Origin of the sequence: Epilithonimonas sp. (genome assembly GCF_032054305.1) — a bacterium.
GTDB lineage: Bacteria > Bacteroidota > Bacteroidia > Flavobacteriales > Weeksellaceae > Epilithonimonas.
The window spans coordinates 115,645-132,897 of record NZ_DAMBSX010000005.1 but is presented as its reverse complement, the minus strand read 5'-3'; the positions used below and the strand labels follow the sequence as shown (position 1 = coordinate 132,897).

15 protein-coding genes are annotated in these 17,253 nt (G+C 35.1%); 9 read left to right on the top strand and 6 right to left on the bottom strand.

Annotation, left to right across the window (positions count from 1 at the left end; all coding sequences use genetic code 11):
- Positions 1-23 precede the first annotated feature (23 nt).
- The 4 genes from RTX21_RS11960 (at position 24) to RTX21_RS11945 (ending at position 4,342) form a co-directional block, all read left to right on the top strand.
- Positions 24-1,505, top strand: coding sequence for an MFS transporter (locus RTX21_RS11960; protein WP_312767958.1), 1,482 nt, complete (start codon positions 24-26; stop codon positions 1,503-1,505).
- A gap of 8 nt (positions 1,506-1,513) precedes the next feature.
- On the top strand, positions 1,514-2,326 hold the full coding sequence (locus tag RTX21_RS11955) for an alpha/beta hydrolase-fold protein (RefSeq protein ID WP_312767955.1): 813 nt from the start codon (positions 1,514-1,516) through the stop codon (positions 2,324-2,326).
- A gap of 94 nt (positions 2,327-2,420) precedes the next feature.
- Positions 2,421-3,347 carry a mevalonate kinase gene (locus tag RTX21_RS11950; protein ID WP_312767953.1) on the top strand — a complete coding sequence of 309 codons (927 nt, stop codon included), beginning with the start codon at positions 2,421-2,423 and terminating at the stop codon, positions 3,345-3,347.
- A gap of 71 nt (positions 3,348-3,418) precedes the next feature.
- The gene (locus tag RTX21_RS11945) at positions 3,419-4,342 is read left to right on the top strand and encodes a UbiA family prenyltransferase (protein ID WP_312767952.1); all 924 of its coding nucleotides are present in this window, start codon (positions 3,419-3,421) and stop codon (positions 4,340-4,342) included.
- Between the two features lie 213 nt (positions 4,343-4,555).
- Here RTX21_RS11945 and RTX21_RS11940 read toward each other — a convergent pair whose 3' ends face one another.
- Positions 4,556-5,350: a S1/P1 nuclease gene (locus tag RTX21_RS11940; protein WP_312767951.1), complete on the bottom strand. Its 795-nt coding sequence runs from the start codon at positions 5,348-5,350 to the stop codon at positions 4,556-4,558.
- A 262-nt stretch (positions 5,351-5,612) separates the two neighbouring features.
- Here RTX21_RS11940 and uvrA point away from each other — a divergent pair, with 262 nt between their 5' ends.
- The 4 genes from uvrA to RTX21_RS11920 all read left to right on the top strand — a co-directional run bounded on the left by uvrA (position 5,613) and on the right by RTX21_RS11920 (position 10,369).
- Positions 5,613-8,441, top strand: a complete 2,829-nt coding sequence (gene uvrA, locus RTX21_RS11935; protein ID WP_312768477.1) for an excinuclease ABC subunit UvrA — start codon at positions 5,613-5,615, stop codon at positions 8,439-8,441.
- A gap of 35 nt (positions 8,442-8,476) precedes the next feature.
- A complete protein-coding gene (locus RTX21_RS11930; RefSeq protein WP_312767949.1) occupies positions 8,477-8,668 on the top strand; it encodes a hypothetical protein in 192 nt (63 codons plus the stop codon).
- Positions 8,669-8,818: 150 nt separating this feature from the next.
- Entirely contained in the window at positions 8,819-9,214 is a 396-nt protein-coding gene (locus RTX21_RS11925) for a hypothetical protein (protein WP_312767947.1), read from the top strand.
- 453 nt (positions 9,215-9,667) lie between these two features.
- A complete protein-coding gene (locus RTX21_RS11920) occupies positions 9,668-10,369 on the top strand; it encodes a CoA transferase subunit A (protein ID WP_312767946.1) in 702 nt (233 codons plus the stop codon).
- Positions 10,370-10,397: 28 nt separating this feature from the next.
- Here RTX21_RS11920 and RTX21_RS11915 read toward each other — a convergent pair whose 3' ends face one another.
- Both RTX21_RS11915 and RTX21_RS11910 read right to left on the bottom strand, forming a co-directional pair.
- Complete coding sequence (locus RTX21_RS11915; RefSeq protein ID WP_312767944.1) at positions 10,398-11,414, bottom strand: hypothetical protein; 1,017 nt, start codon at positions 11,412-11,414, stop codon at positions 10,398-10,400.
- 81 nt (positions 11,415-11,495) lie between these two features.
- Complete coding sequence (locus RTX21_RS11910) at positions 11,496-13,283, bottom strand: ABC transporter ATP-binding protein (RefSeq protein ID WP_312767942.1); 1,788 nt, start codon at positions 13,281-13,283, stop codon at positions 11,496-11,498.
- Between the two features lie 118 nt (positions 13,284-13,401).
- Here RTX21_RS11910 and RTX21_RS11905 point away from each other — a divergent pair, with 118 nt between their 5' ends.
- Positions 13,402-14,055: a CoA transferase subunit B gene (locus RTX21_RS11905; protein ID WP_248877435.1), complete on the top strand. Its 654-nt coding sequence runs from the start codon at positions 13,402-13,404 to the stop codon at positions 14,053-14,055.
- 125 nt (positions 14,056-14,180) lie between these two features.
- On the opposite strand, the gene RTX21_RS11900 is transcribed toward RTX21_RS11905, so the two are convergent.
- From RTX21_RS11900 to RTX21_RS11890, 3 genes are all read right to left on the bottom strand, one after another.
- Positions 14,181-14,987, bottom strand: a complete 807-nt coding sequence (locus RTX21_RS11900; RefSeq protein WP_312767937.1) for a DUF4197 domain-containing protein — start codon at positions 14,985-14,987, stop codon at positions 14,181-14,183.
- Between the two features lie 61 nt (positions 14,988-15,048).
- A complete protein-coding gene (locus RTX21_RS11895; RefSeq protein ID WP_312767936.1) occupies positions 15,049-16,560 on the bottom strand; it encodes a carbon-nitrogen hydrolase family protein in 1,512 nt (503 codons plus the stop codon).
- Positions 16,560-17,252: an NAD-dependent deacylase gene (locus tag RTX21_RS11890; protein WP_312767935.1), complete on the bottom strand. Its 693-nt coding sequence runs from the start codon at positions 17,250-17,252 to the stop codon at positions 16,560-16,562. The genes RTX21_RS11895 and RTX21_RS11890 overlap by 1 nt, the downstream gene beginning before the upstream one ends.
- Position 17,253: the final 1 nt, after the last annotated feature.

The following is a 17,253-nucleotide window of genomic DNA, read 5'->3' as shown; positions in this document are numbered from 1 at the left end:
TTTGTCTAAATAATATATTTCCAATGTCAGAAATAGAAACAACGACCACAGAAAACTCAATCAAAAATAACCCAAAAATAATGCGCGCTTGGGCATTATATGATTGGGCCAATTCGGTTTATTCACTGGTAATTACATCTACCATTTTCCCAATTTATTATTCGATTCTTACAACTGCTTATGAAAAAGATGAGTATGTGAAAGAAACGGGACAATGGATAAAAGTTCCTGTAAGAAATTTAATTAAAATCTTCGGGAAAGAATATCAGCCGGATGCGGTTTATGGTTATTCATTGACGCTTTCATTCGTGATTGTGGTTTTATTATCGCCGATATTATCGTCTTTAGCCGATACGATTGGGAATAAGAAATCATTCCTTCAGTTTTTCTGTTATCTGGGAGCAACTTCCTGTATGGGATTAGCGATGTTCACAGGAATGGGAACCGTTTGGCTAGGGCTATTATTTAGTGTGACAGCGAGTGTCGGATTCTGGGGAAGTTTGGTATTTTATAATTCCTTTTTACCGGATATTGCATCGCCGGACAAGCAGGATTCATTATCTGCAAAAGGTTATGTTTACGGTTATATCGGTTCTGTGATTTTAGTGGTGATTTGTTTGGTTTTGATTCAGGTTTGTGCAGAAACACCAAAACAGGCAGCGATTTATACAAGAGTTAGTTTCTTATTGACAGGAGCCTGGTGGTTTGGATTTTCACAATATACATTCAAACATTTACCTCAATTTGGTCAAGTTAAGGAGCAATTGCCAAAAGATTTGGTGTTGCTTAATTATAAAAATATCTTCAAAAGTCACGCTGAACAAGGTGGTTTTGTTGAGGTTTTCAAAGATAATATTAGCTTCTATATTGATATTGTAAAACAAAGTTTCAAAGAACTATTCAAGGTTGGAAATCATCTTTTTGGAGACAGAAACCTGAAATATTTCCTGACCAGCTTTTTCTTTTACAGTGTTGGGATGCAGACGATTTTCCTGATGGCAACATTATTTGGAAAGAGTGAAATCAATATGGCTCAGGATAAATTGATAATGACCTTATTATTAATTCAAATCGAAGCAATTATTGGCGCATTATTCTTTTCCTGGTTATCTAAGAAAATCGGGAACAAAAATGTGATTAGTATCACTGTTGCAATGTGGATCGGCGCTTGTCTTGCAGCTTATTATCTTAACAAAGAAAATCCAAATGTAGAGTATCAATTCTACGGTGTTGCAGCTGTTATTGGTCTGGTAATGGGTGGTTTGCAGGCAATGTCTAGGTCGACTTATTCCAAATTACTTCCGACAGATTCTATGGACAATACGACGTATTTCAGTTTCTATGATGTTTTGGAAAAATTGGCAATTATTTTGGGAACATTCATCTTTGCTACATTGATTGAACATTACAATAATATGCGATTCGCGGCATTATCAATGAGTATTTTCTTTGCTTTAGGATTGGTATTTATTCGTTTTCTTAAAGTTAAAAATAATACAAAATAACAGTTGTTTTGAAAATATTAAGTTTCACATTTTTATTTCTTTTTACGATTTTAAGTGCTCAAAAACCAGTTGTTGAGGATTTGAAAATCGGTCAAAAGGTAACTTTAGATTCTAAGGTTCTGAAGGAAAAAAGAATACTGAATATCTATCTTCCTCAGAATTATGATAAGACGAAAGCTTATCCTGTAATTTATATTCTGGACGGAAGTATGAACGAGGATTTTCTTCATATGGTCGGACTTCAGCAGTTTTTCAATCTGTCATTTAAGATGCCTGATTTTATTATTGTCGGGATTGAGAATGTCGATAGAAAAAGAGATTTCACCTTTCATACAGATTTGAAAGATTTGCAGAAAGATTATCCTACAACGGGACATTCGGATAAATTTATTCAGTTTGTTGAGGAAGAATTACAGCCTTACATTGATAAGAATTATAAGACGGATAAAACGAAATATGTAATTGGTCAGTCGTTAGGTGGATTGGTTGCCACAGAAATTTTGTTGAATAAACCACAGCTTTTCACGCACTATTTCATCATTAGTCCAAGTCTTTGGTGGGATGACGAAAGTCTATACAACAATGCTGCGGAACTGATTTCTCAACAGAAAGATGACGAGCGATTCGTTTATATTTCTGTCGGGAAGCAAGAACATCCGATGATGGTAAAAGAAGCGGACGGATTATATCAGATTCTTAAAAATTCCGGAAAAAAGAATTTAAAATTAGAATATAAATTAATGACCGACGACGATCACGCGACCATTTTGCATAAAAGTGTTTATGAAGGTTTTCTGAAATTATTTCCGCCCAAAGATTAATTTTGAATAATTAATATAAATTTAAATTTTCGGTATTAAAATTGATAATTTTTGAAAGAAAATATTTTGTAAATTTGTAATATCAAAACACGATATGACCAACCCTTTATTTTACGCAAAAATTCTTTTGTTCGGCGAATACGGCATCATTGAGGATTCTCAAGGTCTTACTTTGCCTTACAGTTTTTATAAAGGAACATTGAAATTCTCAGAGTTGGATAACGATTTTGAAAAAAAATCAAACCAATCTTTGGAGAAATATTCCAAATATCTTTCAGATTTAGAATTGCCTTCCGACTATCAGCTGGATGTTAAATCTTTCCAAAATGATATTGAAAAAGGTTTATTCTTTGATTCTAATATTCCGCAAGGTTATGGTGTTGGAAGTTCTGGCGCTTTGGTAGCAGCGATTTTCGAAAAATATTCTCTTATAAAAAGAAATCCTGAAACGATTTCAAAAGACGAACTTAAAGACCTGAAAGTGATTTTTGGAGAATTGGAAAGTTATTTCCACGGAAAAAGTTCAGGAATTGACCCATTGATTTGCTTTATGAACCTTCCGATTCTGATAGAAAGTAAAGAAAGTGTGGACAAAGTTGCTATCCCGAAAGAAGAATTGGGCAAAGGCGCTATTTTCTTGATCGATTCTGGTATAACTGGCGAGACTGGACCAATGATTCAGATTTTCTTTGAAAAATTGAAGAATGAAGGTTTCCGTAAGACTCTGAAAGAAGAATTTATCCGTTATAACAACGCTTGTATAGATGCTTTCCTGAAAAAAGATATGAATCCATTTTTCCGTAATCTTAAGAAATTATCGGTTTGGGCTTACGAGCATTTCCGCCCGATGATTCCGGAAAATCTTTTCAATGTTTGGAAAAAAGGTCTGGATTCAAACGCTTACTATCTTAAACTTTGCGGCAGCGGAGGTGGAGGTTACATTCTTGGTTTTGCAAAAGATTATGCAAAAGCGGAAGAGATGCTGGAAGGATTCCACAAAGAAGTGATTTACAGATTTTAAAATAAATATTTAAAGTAATATAAGCCTTTCATCGTCTAACTTTGAAAGGCTTTTTATAATAAATTGAAACAATGACAAACGAAGTAACACCGACTTCACGAAATGCTCTTTACCGTATTTCTCAGTTGATGGGTTTTCTTTTGGGCGCTCGTTTTTTTGTGGCGGTTCTGCTCCTTTTTGCGCTTTATGTTTCAACGTTTTTCCTCTTCAATAGAGAAGAAAGTTTCAGGAATTTCGTTTTTGATTACAAAGTTCACTCGATTATTATTTGTTCCGTTCTCAGCATCTTGGCTGGCGGAATTATCAATCGGTTTTATGATAAAGAAAAAGACCAACTAACAAAGCCTTTCCGTTCCAGATTACAGAACTTTTTGAAAGAAAAATATTTCCTCACGGCTTATGTTGTTCTCAACGCTTTGTCGCTTGGATTGGCATTTTTTGTGTCGCACAGGGTTTTTGTTTTCTTCCTGATTTATCAGTTTCTGATGTGGTTTTACAGCCATAAACTCAGCAAAATCATCGTTCTTAACAATTTCACTTTTGTATCGTTAACGCTTTATCCGTTCTTCGGAATGTTGATTTATTACCAGACATTTTCGCTCAAGATTTTGTTTCTGGCTATTTTCCTTTTTCTAATGTTGTTCATAATCGATGTTACGAAAGATACACTGACGAAAAGCGCCGATAAAATGTTCGGTTACGACACCATTCCTAACCGAATTGGATTCCAAAATACACGCTCAATCCTTTTAATTCTTCTGATAATTGCGTTGGCAATTTCTATAATTCTAAGCGTCGGAATTGGATTCAAAAATATAATGGCGTGGTATTTTTTAGTAACAACACTTGTCATTATTGGAACCGTTTTTATGTTGTTTCGAAATCAAAAAAATGACAAATTCAAATCTCTGAATCTCCTTAGATTATGGATTTTCTTCGGAATTTTAGCAATGCTTTTCGACGGCATTTTCCACAAATATCCTTGGTTGATTTAATAATTATTTGGGCAGCTATTTCCGCCTGCAGTTTATCCTGAGCTTGTCGAAGGGCTCCCAATCTTTTTTGCAGACCATTTAAGATTAAATAGAACTTGTGTATAAGCAAAAAGGATTTCCGCTCAAGTCGGGCTGCGTGCAATTCAAAACTAAAAATCCTTTCAAAGCTTAAACTTTAAAAGGACTTTCTATGTTATATTTAGACTTAAAATTCTATCCGAAAATATCATTCAGAACTTTCGCCAGTCTCAAACCACCGTAAAGCAACTGTCTTTCTAGTGTAGATTCAAAACGGTAATTGTATGCATAACTTAGCTTAGAATCTTTCGGCGTTTGATAGTAAATTGAATTCGCAATTTTATGACTGTCAAACAACCATTCTTCCAATGTTCCGCTTTGTATTTGTTTCACTTCATCTTTTGATTTGATGTCGAGAAGATTCGCAAACTCGGTGTAAGTATATTTTTGGTCATCAACCAATTTGGAATCCCAAAGTGAATGCAGATTGGTGTTTTGTCCAAAGTAAGTCAGATTGATTTTATTACCACCCAAATCCTCGGCTCTCCCAACGTGCAAAGGTTGATGAAGGTCTCCAACCAAATGAATCAAAAAAATCAAAGCCTCTTTTTTATCTTTTTCAGAAACATTTTTATCCTTGATTTTGTCAGATAAAATTCTGATTTGAGTATAAAGATTCGGTGCTTTCTGAACAGATAAAGAATCTTTCAACTGCTGGAAATTCTTTTGTGGATTAATGTTTACATAATGCCAAGCGGAAGTTTCTTTCCAAACGCCTGTTGTATCAGATTTGATGAAATCCGGCCAGTTAGCATAATAAGCCATTTTCTGGTCTCCAAACAATTTTTTGATATTTCTTTGAGCTTTGGAACTCAAGTGATGTTGTGCGATTTCTGCCACAATCCTGTGTCCTGTCAATCCCCAAGCGAAAGAGTAAAGCGATGATAAAATACAAACTGTGAACACGAATCTTGATAAAATACTATTCATTTTTTAATTTATTTCAGACTGCAAAGATAGTTTTAGCTCAAGTTTTATCCCCTAAAAAACAATGTTAAATATTATTAAACTTACGTTTGATTTTTATCGCAAAGGCGCAAAATATTTTATTTTTTATCATTGTTAAGAGTCGCCAAGATAAACTTTGTGCCTTTCTAAATATTATTAATTTTCAAAAATTGGCGCCTTTGCGATGATTAAAAAACGAGTTAATTTCCGTATTTTTGCGTTTTCCCAGAATGAGAATAATCTAATGAAAGATAATCAGGATTTTATCGAAGTTTACGGTGCTAGAGAACACAATCTCAAGAATATATCTGTAAAAATCCCAAGAAACGAATTGGTCGTTATCACAGGACTTTCCGGAAGCGGAAAATCCTCTTTAGCTTTTGATACGATTTTCGCCGAAGGCCAACGCCGTTATATCGAAACGTTTTCGGCTTATGCAAGGCAGTTTTTAGGTGGATTGGAACGTCCGGATGTTGATAAAATTGAAGGTTTGTCGCCAGTTATTGCCATCGAACAAAAGACCACGAACAAGAATCCACGTTCAACCGTTGGAACAATTACGGAATTATATGATTTTCTGAGGCTTTTGTTTGCAAGAGTTTCAGATGCTTATTCATTGAGTTCCGGAAAACGTTTGGTAAGTTATACTGAGGAACAAATTCTGGAAACCATCAAAGATAACTTCAAAGGGAAAAAAGTTTATCTTCTGGCTCCGGTTGTGCGTTCCAGAAAAGGACATTACCACGAATTGTTCATTCATCTTTCCAAAAAAGGATATTCACAAGCCAGGATTGACGGTGTTTTGCAAGACATCGAATACGATTTGAAATTAGACCGATACAAGACCCACGATATTGAGGTTGTAATCGACCGTTGGATTATCGGCGAAAATGCTTCTGAAGCGAGAATGTCAAAATCATTGAAAACAGCTTTGGAAATGGGAGAAGGAATCATCGCGATTCAAGAAATGGGACAGGATGAAGTTCATTTTTTTAGTAAGAATTTGATGGACGATTCTACGGGAGATTCCTTGGCTTTGCCGGAACCGAACACCTTTTCTTTCAACTCTCCGAAAGGACATTGCGAGACTTGCAAAGGTCTTGGAACGATTAAAAAAGTAAATACAGATTATTTTGTAGAAAACGATAAATTATCCATAAACCAAGGTGCATTGTTGCCTTTGGAACAAATCAAATCCAACAAATGGATTCTGTCTCAAATCAAATCGATTCTTGAAGTTTTTGATTTAGGTTTGACAACGCCGTTCAAAGATATTCCGAAAGAAGCTTTGGAATACATCTATTATGGTTACAGCAGTGATGTTACTAAAGAATTGAAACACGCCGGAATTTCGAAAAAAATAAAAATCAACTTCGAAGGTTTAGTCAAAATTCTTGAAGATATTGTTGAGGAAAGAGAAAATTATGATGCGGTTTTAGTGGAACGAAATTTCACAACAGAAGAAACTTGTCCGACTTGTAAAGGCGCGCGTCTTCGTCAGGAAAGTCTGAGTTTCAAAATCGACGGAAAAAATATTGCAGAAGTTAACGGTTTGTCTTTATTGGATTTTAAAGATTGGTTAGCGGAGGTAAAAGATAAATTCAGTGATAAAAATAAATTGATTGCTCACGAAATTCTAAAAGAAATCGAAACCAGATTACAATTCCTTTTGGATGTTGGATTAGATTATTTGAGTCTCAGCAGAAGTTCTAGAACGCTTTCTGGAGGAGAATCTCAAAGGATTCGTTTGGCAACTCAAATAGGTTCTCAATTGGTAAATGTACTTTATATTTTGGATGAACCTTCAATCGGTTTGCATCAGCGTGATAATGAAAGGTTGATTAAGTCTCTGAAAGAATTACGTGATATTGGAAACTCGGTTTTAGTTGTAGAACACGACAAAGATATGATTATGGAAGCCGACCACGTTTTGGATATTGGTCCGAAAGCCGGAAAATTCGGTGGAGAAATTCTTTGGCAGGGAAATCCGAAAGATATTACCAAAGCTAACACCATTACAGCCGATTATATCACGGGAAAACGTAAAATCGAAATTCCGGCTGAACGTAGAAAAGGAAACGGAAAATCAATTGTTCTGAAAGGTGCGACTGGAAATAACCTTAAAAATGTTAATCTGACGATTCCGTTAGGGAAATTAGTGGTTGTTTCAGGGATTTCCGGAAGTGGAAAGTCATCTTTGATTAACGGAACTTTGTACCCGATTCTGAACCGTCACTTTTACCGAGCAATCCAAGAACCTTTGCCATATAAAAGTATTGAAGGAATTGACAATATCGAGAAAATCGTAGATGTTGACCAAAGTCCGATCGGAAGAACACCACGTTCCAATCCTGCGACTTACACGGGAATGTTCACGGATATCAGAAATCTTTTCGCTGAATTGCCGGAAAGTAAAATCCGTGGTTACAAAGCAGGACGTTTTTCTTTCAACGTCAAAGGCGGAAGATGCGAAACTTGTCAGGGAGGCGGTTTGAAAGTGATTGAAATGAATTTTCTTCCAGATGTTTATGTTCATTGCGAAACCTGCCACGGAAAACGTTTCAACCGGGAAACTTTGGAAGTTCGTTACAAAGGAAAATCAATTTCTGATGTTCTCGATATGACAATTAATGAAGCTGTTGAATTCTTCCAGCCAATTCCGAAAATCTTTAACAAAGTAAAAACTCTGAAAGATGTTGGTTTGGGTTATATCACGATTGGACAGCAATCTACAACTTTGAGTGGAGGAGAAGCACAACGTGTGAAATTAGCAACCGAACTTTCTAAAAAACAAACAGGAAATACACTTTATATCCTGGATGAACCAACTACAGGACTTCATTTTGAAGATGTGAAAATTCTGATGGAAGCAATCACTCAGTTGGTAGAATTAGGAAATTCATTCATCATCATCGAACATAATATGGATGTAATTAAACTCGCTGACCATATCATTGATGTCGGTCCGGAAGGTGGAAAACATGGTGGACAAATCATTGCAGAAGGAACACCGGAAGAAGTGATTAAATCTAAAAAAAGTTTGACAGCTAAGTTTTTGAAAAAAGAAATGTAATTGGTATCAGATTTGTGATTCTGTAAGAAAAAGTTATGAAATCAATTAAATTTTATTTGGCAACAATTATTTTTTCTTTAAGTTTTGTAGCTTGCGGTGCACCACCTAGACCGCCAAAGCCTCCAAAACATCCAAGACACGGTACTAAACCAATGCCACCAGGACAAGCCAAAAAAATCTATGGGACCAAGTCTGCAAAGCCTTTCGCTCCAGGACAAAATAAATAAACCATACATTAAGGATTTTGAATTTCAAAATCCTTTTTTGCTTTTTAATGTTAAATTTCATCACTCAATGTTAATTTAATATTAATTAAATATAAATTTACGTAACTTTGTCGTAACATTAAATAAGTAATAACTTAAAATCAATTGATTATGAACAAGAAAATGCTAGCGTTATCAATATTTTTATTTGGATTTTTAGGAACGCTAACCTTAGTAAAAGCTCAAACGACAGACAACAAAATACAAGAAGTTATCCTGAGTTCAGGAGACGGTTTCGGAGAATTAAGGAAATTGTTGAAAGACAATTTCGACTTTACTAATCAGGATTACAAAGAAGGAATCGTGAATTCCGACGTAAGATTTAGTCTTTCCGAAGAAGGAAAAATCACCAACGTGCACGCCAAAGGCGACTGTAAAAACGTGAGCAAGGAAATCGAAAACGTTTTGTCACATTTGCTTTACAAAGTCGATATGGACAGATTGAGTCAAAAAATGATAGCAACATCTTATGTAATGCCGGTGAGCGTTACAATAGACAACCGATAAAAGTTTAAAATTGTTAGGGAAAAGTCATACATTTTTGGTGTATGGCTTTTTTTGTGATTAATATTTTGGGCAGCTATTTCCGCCTTCCGCTCCCAATCTTTTTTGCATAAGATTTCAGATTAAAAAGAACTTAAGTATAAGCAAAAAAGGATTTCCGCTCAAGTCGGGCTGCGTGCAATTCTACGTTCTCAATTCTATTCTTAAACACTTCGACTCCGCTCAGTGTGACATTTCTAATACTAACGAACCAAACATTGCTTGAACGGATTGTCAGGCTGAGCGGAGTCGAAGCCTTTTTATAAAAGAAATTTGTCAATTAAGTAACAAAATTCTTTTGTGGTTTTTACTTCCAACAATATCATTCTCTCATCTTTTCTCTATTTTCTTTCGTCCAATAGACGGATTTTTCTATATTTATAAACCAACAAATTGAACAAAAAGAAACTCAGTTTTATGATTGATAAAAGAGTGAAAAACGCTCAGGAAGCGGTAAAAGATATAGAAAACGGAATGACGATAATGCTTGGTGGATTCGGGCTTTGCGGGATTCCTGAGAATTGTATTTCAGAATTGGTAAAGAAAAACGTAAACAATTTGACTTGTATTTCAAACAATGCAGGTGTTGATGATTTCGGTTTGGGATTATTGCTTCAGAAAAAGCAGATCAAGAAAATGATTTCTTCCTACGTTGGAGAAAACGCCGAATTCGAAAGACAAATGTTGTCCGGCGAATTGGAAGTAGAATTGACACCACAAGGAACACTTGCTGAAAAATGCAGAGCGGCACAAGCTGGGATTCCTGCATTTTACACACCAGCAGGATTTGGGACAGAAGTTGCGGAAGGTAAAGAAGTCAAAGATTTCAACGGAAAACCTCATATCTTGGAACACGCTTACAACGCTGAATTCTCAATCGTAAAAGCCTGGAAAGGCGACCACGCAGGAAACTTGATTTTCAAGGGTTCGGCTCGTAATTTTAATTTTCCAATGGCAGGAGCGGGAAAAATTACGATTGCTGAAGTAGAAGAATTGGTAGAACCCGGACAACTTGACCCGAACGAAATCCATATTCCCGGAATTATGGTTCAAAGGATTTTCCAAGGCGAGAATTATGAGAAGAGGATAGAACAGAGGACTGTGAGAAAGATGTATTAATTAATATTATAATTTTAATATTTTTAAGTTATTTATTAATTATGAAAAAAAATGGGTTTGCCCAATTTACTTGATTTATATTAATTAGATAGAAGTTTAAAAAATCTTCTGTATAAACTTCGTGTTTTTTTGCAAAATCATTTATAGCATCATTATTACATAATGATACATTATTAAATTTCAATCCCAATTTTGACTGATTTGATAAAGATATGAAATAAGTGCCTATATACTTTTCACAAGGTGGAAAGCCTCCTCCATTAATATAAAGATTAAATTTTATTTTATTTCCACGTATAAATCTATTAATTGAATTTGCATAAAAATTATCAATTGTAAATAAATTTTCAGATTTAATTGAGTTTATAGTTCTTAATTTAGTATCAATATGTATTGATTTTTCACTGCTGGTTTTCAAAAAATATTCTGGTTTGATGTTTTTTGAATAATTATATTTAATAAGTTTATTGTTTTTAAATGAAATAATATAATTGCATGTGTCAATCTTATTTTCATCAGAATAATCTGAATTTATGTAAATAGAAAAGTTATTTTCTTCGAGATTATTTATTAGAGTTTTTATTTTAGTTGTATCTGATTTCGAGAAATAATTAATATTTTCAAGATTTTTATACATCTTATCATTGTCTAAAAACCAACTGCAATAGACATTTTTTTCAATAATATAATCATTAATGATTGCTGAATTTTTATTGATTAGTATTGAGTCTAGAATCACTCCATTTTTGTTGATTTTTATAATAACATTCTGATTTTTATCCTTATCGTGCTTTTTTTCTATAAATAAAAAACCATCCTCAGAAACTAATGGAATTCGGAAGTGAACATAATTATCACCGATGCTGTCAGAAGTAGATATCTTTTTTATTTCTCCATTTCTTAATAGTTGTTCATAAGTTTTATATCTGATAGTATCAATTTTATTTTCTATTAGAAATCTATTTTCAGGGTTAACTATCCATTTGTCATCGGTACAAGAAATTAATAAAAAAAAATAAAATATTAAAAATAATTTTTTTTTCATTTCAAATTGTTAAAGATTGTTGAATTGTAAATTTATAAGTATTTTTTAGTCTAAAAAACTTTCTATTTTTTAAAAAGAATTTTAAGACTTCCTCTCCCCAATCTGCTGTCTCCACATTGCATAATACAAGCCTTTTTCTGCAATCAGGTTTTCGTGGGATCCGGTTTCTATGACTTGCCCGCGTTCTAAAACATAGATTCGGTCTGCGTGCATAATTGTGCTTAATCTGTGGGCAATTAGAACTGTGATTTGCTCTTTTTGCTGAGAAATTTCTTTGATGGTTGAAGTGATTTCTTCTTCGGTAATACTGTCCAAAGCAGAAGTCGCTTCATCAAAAATCAAAAGGTTTGGTTTTCTCAATAAAGCTCTTGCAATTGCAATTCTTTGTTTTTCGCCACCGCTTAACTTCAATCCGCCTTCGCCAATGACAGTTTCGATTCCTTTTTCAGCACGTTCCAATAAAGTTTTAGTACTTGATTTTTTCAAAGCCAATTCGATGTCTTCTTCACTGGCGTTTGGATTGACGAACAGGAGATTTTCTTTGATAGTTCCTGCGAAAAGTTGTGTGTCCTGAGTTACAAATCCGATTTGGTTTCTCAGTTCATCAAAGTCAAATTCTTTTCCGTTGATGTGATTATAAAAAATATTGCCTTCCTGAGCGCGATACAATCCAACAAGCAACTTAACCAACGTACTTTTTCCAGAACCACTCGGACCAACAAATGCAATCGTCTCTCCATTTTTTACATCAAATGAAATGTTATTCAACGCTTTATATTGAGCCGATTGATGCTTGAAAGAAACGTGTTTGAATTCCAGCTCATTGATTGAACCTATTTGTTTAGGCGTTTGTGGTTTTTCTTCAACTGACTTTTTCATCAGATTATCGAAATTTCGCAACGATGCTTCGGCTTCTCGGTAAGAAATAATGATATTCCCGATTTCCTGCATCGGACCGAAAATGAAAAATCCGTAGAACATCAATGATAGATATTGTCCTGGCGTTACAACATCTCTGAAAATCAAATATAAAAGCGTCAAAGTAATCAATTGTTGAAGAAAATTAACCATTGTTCCCTGAATGAAACTCAATGAACGAATGCTTTTTACTTTCTTCAGTTCCAGTCCTAGGATTTTGTAAGTATTGTTATTCAGACGGTTGATTTCCTGCTTCGTCAAACCTAAACTTTTTACAATTTCGATGTTTCTTAAACTTTCTGTCGTACTTCCAGCCAAACTTGTAGTTTCGATAACAATCGTTTTCTGGATATTCTTGATTTTCTTGCTTAAAAGATTCGTTACAAATGCAATCAGGAAAATCCCGACAATATAAACCGGCATTATCGACCAATGCAATCGAATCGCATAAATCGAAACGAAAATGATACTTACTAAAATCCCAAAAAAGACATTAATAAAATTAGTAATAAACTTCACCGAATCTTCTCTAACTTTGGTCAAAATCGACAACGTTTCGCCACTTCTCTGGTCTTCGAATTCCTGATAAGGCAAAGCCATAGAATGTTGTAATCCATCTGTGAAAATATTGGCCCCGAATTTTTGAGTAATGACATTCACAGCGTAATCCTGAAACGCTTTTGCAATTCTACTCACCATTGCAGTTGCAACTAACAAAGCTAAAAAGTAAAATGCACCGTGATAAATGTCGGTTCCATAGAGGAATTGATTCAGATTTCTGGGAATGGATTTTTCTTTGTCGAAAAAGTGTGGATGTGTTACCAATTGGTCAAGAATATTTCCTGTGATTGCTGGAGCAAATAATGAAAATACCTGATTTATAGCAGCTAAAACCAACGAGACAATAATCAGCCATTTGTGTGGTTTGAGGTAATGTAATAATGTTTTCATAATTTAGAATCGCAAATTTACTGATATAAATCTGATTGTTTTATTAATATTTACTGTGAAAGAAAAAGCATTTTTCTATCACGTGAAATAATGATATATTGCGGTATAACATTTTACTATGCTGACAAAAGAACAAATCGCACAACGCATATCAAGAGAAGTGAAAGACGGGATGTATGTCAACCTTGGAATCGGGATTCCGACTTTGGTTGCTAATTATGTTCCAGAGGATATTTCTGTGGAATTCCAGAGTGAAAATGGCGTTTTGGGAATGGGTCCATTTCCTTTCGAAGGCGAAGAAGATGCAGACTTGATTAACGCAGGAAAGCAAACTATTACAATTCTTCCGGGAGGTTCTTTCTTTGATTCAGCGTTTAGTTTCGGGATGATTAGAAGCCAGAAAGTGGATTTGACAATTCTTGGTGCGATGGAAGTTTCTGAGAACGGCGATATTGCTAACTGGAAAATCCCGGGTAAAATGGTAAAAGGAATGGGTGGTGCAATGGATTTAGTCGCTTCTGCAGAAAATATTATTGTAGCGATGATGCACGTCAACAAAGCCGGCGAATCCAAAATTCTGAAACAATGTACGCTTCCTTTGACAGGTGTTAATTGTGTCAAAAAAGTAGTCACTGAACTAGCGGTTATGGAAATAACAGATAAAGGTTTCAAGCTTCTGGAAAGAGCGCCTGGAATTTCTGTTGAAGATATTGTGAAAGCTACAGAAGCTGAATTAATTATTGAAGGAGAAATCCCTGAAATGCAATTCTAATTAATAGTGAATAATTAAGAATGAAAAAATTCGCAAAGTGTTAACTCTGCGAATTTTTAATTTTGTCTCTAACTCTCTAACTCTCTAACTCTCTAACTCTCTAACTCTCTAACTCTCTAACTTATCTACTTCTTAACAGCTCCAAAAACCTTCTCCAAAAGCGAAGTCGTTCTAAGTGCAGAATTATTTCTGATTCCGGTTTCTTTTTCCGCCACCATTTTGAAAACGCCATTGATGGTTTCTGTGGTTACATATTCGTTTAAATCAGTAGTAACAGCTTGTCCGGTGAAAGTATTGTATTTTGAAATGATATTTTTCCAAACCGTGTCCGCACCAACTTTTCCTAAAGAAGCTTGAACTTTTGGTTTAAAAGCTGTGAAAAGCTGAGTTTGAGTTTTGGTTTGTAGATAATTGGTCGCAGCATTGTTACTTCCGAGTAATATATTTTTTGCATCGGTAATCGTCATTGAAGTAATGGCGTTGGCAAAAATCGGAGTGGCTTCTGTTACAGCATCTTCTGCAGCTCTGTTTAGTAATTTAACACCTTGGTCTGCCAAGCTTCCCATCCCTAAACTTCTAAGCGTGGTTTCGATTTTTCTTAATTTCTCAGGCATTAGGATTTTTACAGCTTCATTTTTAAAGAAGCCGTCTGTAACGCCCAATTTTTGGACACCTTCTTTCACTCCGATATTTAAAGCTTCTTTTAAACCGGATGAGATTTGAGAAGAGGTTAAACTACCAAGATTGACATTGGAATTGGTTGTGGAATTTGTAGTTGTACTTGTATTAGTAGAAGTAGTTGGAGTCTGAACTTTCGGTTGAGAAAGGTCAACACCTGTTTTATCTTTAACAACTTTTAAAAGGTCACCGAACTGTGCTTGTGTAGAAATTGAAAATAGTAATCCTGCAGCAATTAAATAGCTCTTTTTCATTAAATATATTTTTTACAAAATTAGATGATTAAATCTGATTGAAGTTAAATACCTCAAAAAATTAAATCTGATTTCTCAAAATCACATCATACAGATCTTGTCTTCTGTCGGTCATTGTTTTTACCGCACCGTTATAATGAAGCTCTTTTAAAAGATTAAGGTCAACATCCACAATAATCGTCATTTCCGTATTTGGCGTGGCTTCGCCTTTGATTGCATTAGACGGAAAAGCAAAATCCGAAGGTGTGAAAACCGTTGCCTGACCGTACTGAATATCCATATTATTTACACCCGGCAGATTCCCAACACAACCAGCAATAGCAACATAACATTCATTTTCAATCGCTCTTGCGGCAGCGCAATGTCTAACGCGAGTGTAAGCATTTTGGGTATCTGTGAGGTAAGGAACAAATAATATCTTCATTCCTTGGTCAGCCAGCAATCTCGGTAATTCTGGAAACTCAACATCGTAACAGATAATGACTCCAATTTTTCCGCAATCTGTATCGAAGACTTTTATTTCATTGCCGCCAGTCATTCCGTAATATTTCTTTTCGTTGGGTGTGATGTGGACTTTTCGGTATTCATCAATTTTTCCGTCTCTGTGAAGCAGATAACTAACATTGTATAATTTTCCTTCTTCCAAAATCGGCATACTTCCGGAAATGATATTCACATTGTAACTGACAGCAAATTCAGAGATTTTTTCTTTGATTTCTTCGGTTAGTTCAGATAGTTTTTCCATTGATTCCCGTTCATTCATATGATTGAAAGGCGCGAGTAGAGGCGTATTAAACAATTCCGGAAACAAACAAAAATCTGACTGATATCCTGCCACAGCATCCACAAAAAACTCAACTTGTTTGTAAAAGTCCTCCAAATCCTTTAACGGTCGCATTTGCCATTGAACCAAACCCAGTCGAATCACGCTGTCCTGCATTGTGTTTTTCTTCGCAGTGTAATAAATATTGTTCCATTGCAACAGAACTGCATATTCTTCGGACTCAGAGTCGCCTTTCAGATAACCTTTCAGGATTTTGACGGGCGAGAAATTATTCCCAATCTGAAAACTTAAAACCGGGTCATAAATTTCTTTATTTCTAACTTTAGTAATATATTCTCTCGGGGATAATTCTTTGCTGTAAAGATGATAATTCGGGATTCTGCCACCCACAATGATGGATTTTAAATTCAATATTTCGCAGAGTTCTTTTCTTGCGTCATACAATCTTCGCCCTAACCTCAATGCTCTGAATTCTGGGTCCACAAAGACTTCAATCCCATAAAGTACGTTTCCTATATTACTGTGTGTATTGAAAGTTCCGTTTCCTGTGATTTCATCGTATGTATGTTGGTCGCCGTAAAGCTCGTAATTAACACAAATCGACAAAGCCGCTGCTGCTAATTTTCCATCAACGATGATGCAGATTTGTCCTTCTGAAAAGATAGAAGTCAGCTTTTGGATATTCCTTTTGCTCCAGACATTATCATCGATATCGGGATAAGCTTTTTGCATTGCTTCTGCCAATTCATCATAATCATCGATGTTTAGTTTTCTGATTTCTACCTGCATTATTTATATTTTTTGATTAAAATTTCTATAAGTTGTTTCATTCCATCTGTTGCAGAAGTTTTGAAATGATTTTCGTTTTTTGTGAAAGCATTTGGATTTTCCATATTCGGATCGATGACGAAAATTTCACAATGTTCAGGAACATATCGGATAACCGACGCAGCCGGATAAACCTGCATAGATGTTCCAATGACCAGAAACAGATCTGCCTTAGAAGCAATCTCAATCGCATTATCCATCTCAGGAACCATTTCTCCAAACCAAACAATGTGCGGACGTAGTTGTGAACCGTCTGGGTGTAAATCTCCAACCTTAATGTCATCAATATAATCAACGATTTCGCTGTCGTCTTTGATTGATTTTGCTTTTGTCAGTTCGCCGTGAAGATGAATGATTTTTGTTGAACCGCCCCGTTCGTGAAGGTCATCCACATTTTGTGTAATGATATGAACATCGAAAAAATCCTCCAATTCAGCAAGCAATTTATGAGCCGCATTGGGTTTTACTTCTTTCAATTGCTGCCTTCTGGCATTATAAAAATCCAAAACCAATTGCGGACTTCGTGCAAAACCTTCAGGCGAAGCTACATCTTCAATGCGATGATTTTCCCAAAGTCCATTGTAATCTCGAAACGTTTTAATCCCACTTTCTGCCGAAATTCCTGCGCCGGAAAGCACAACCAGTTTTTTCATT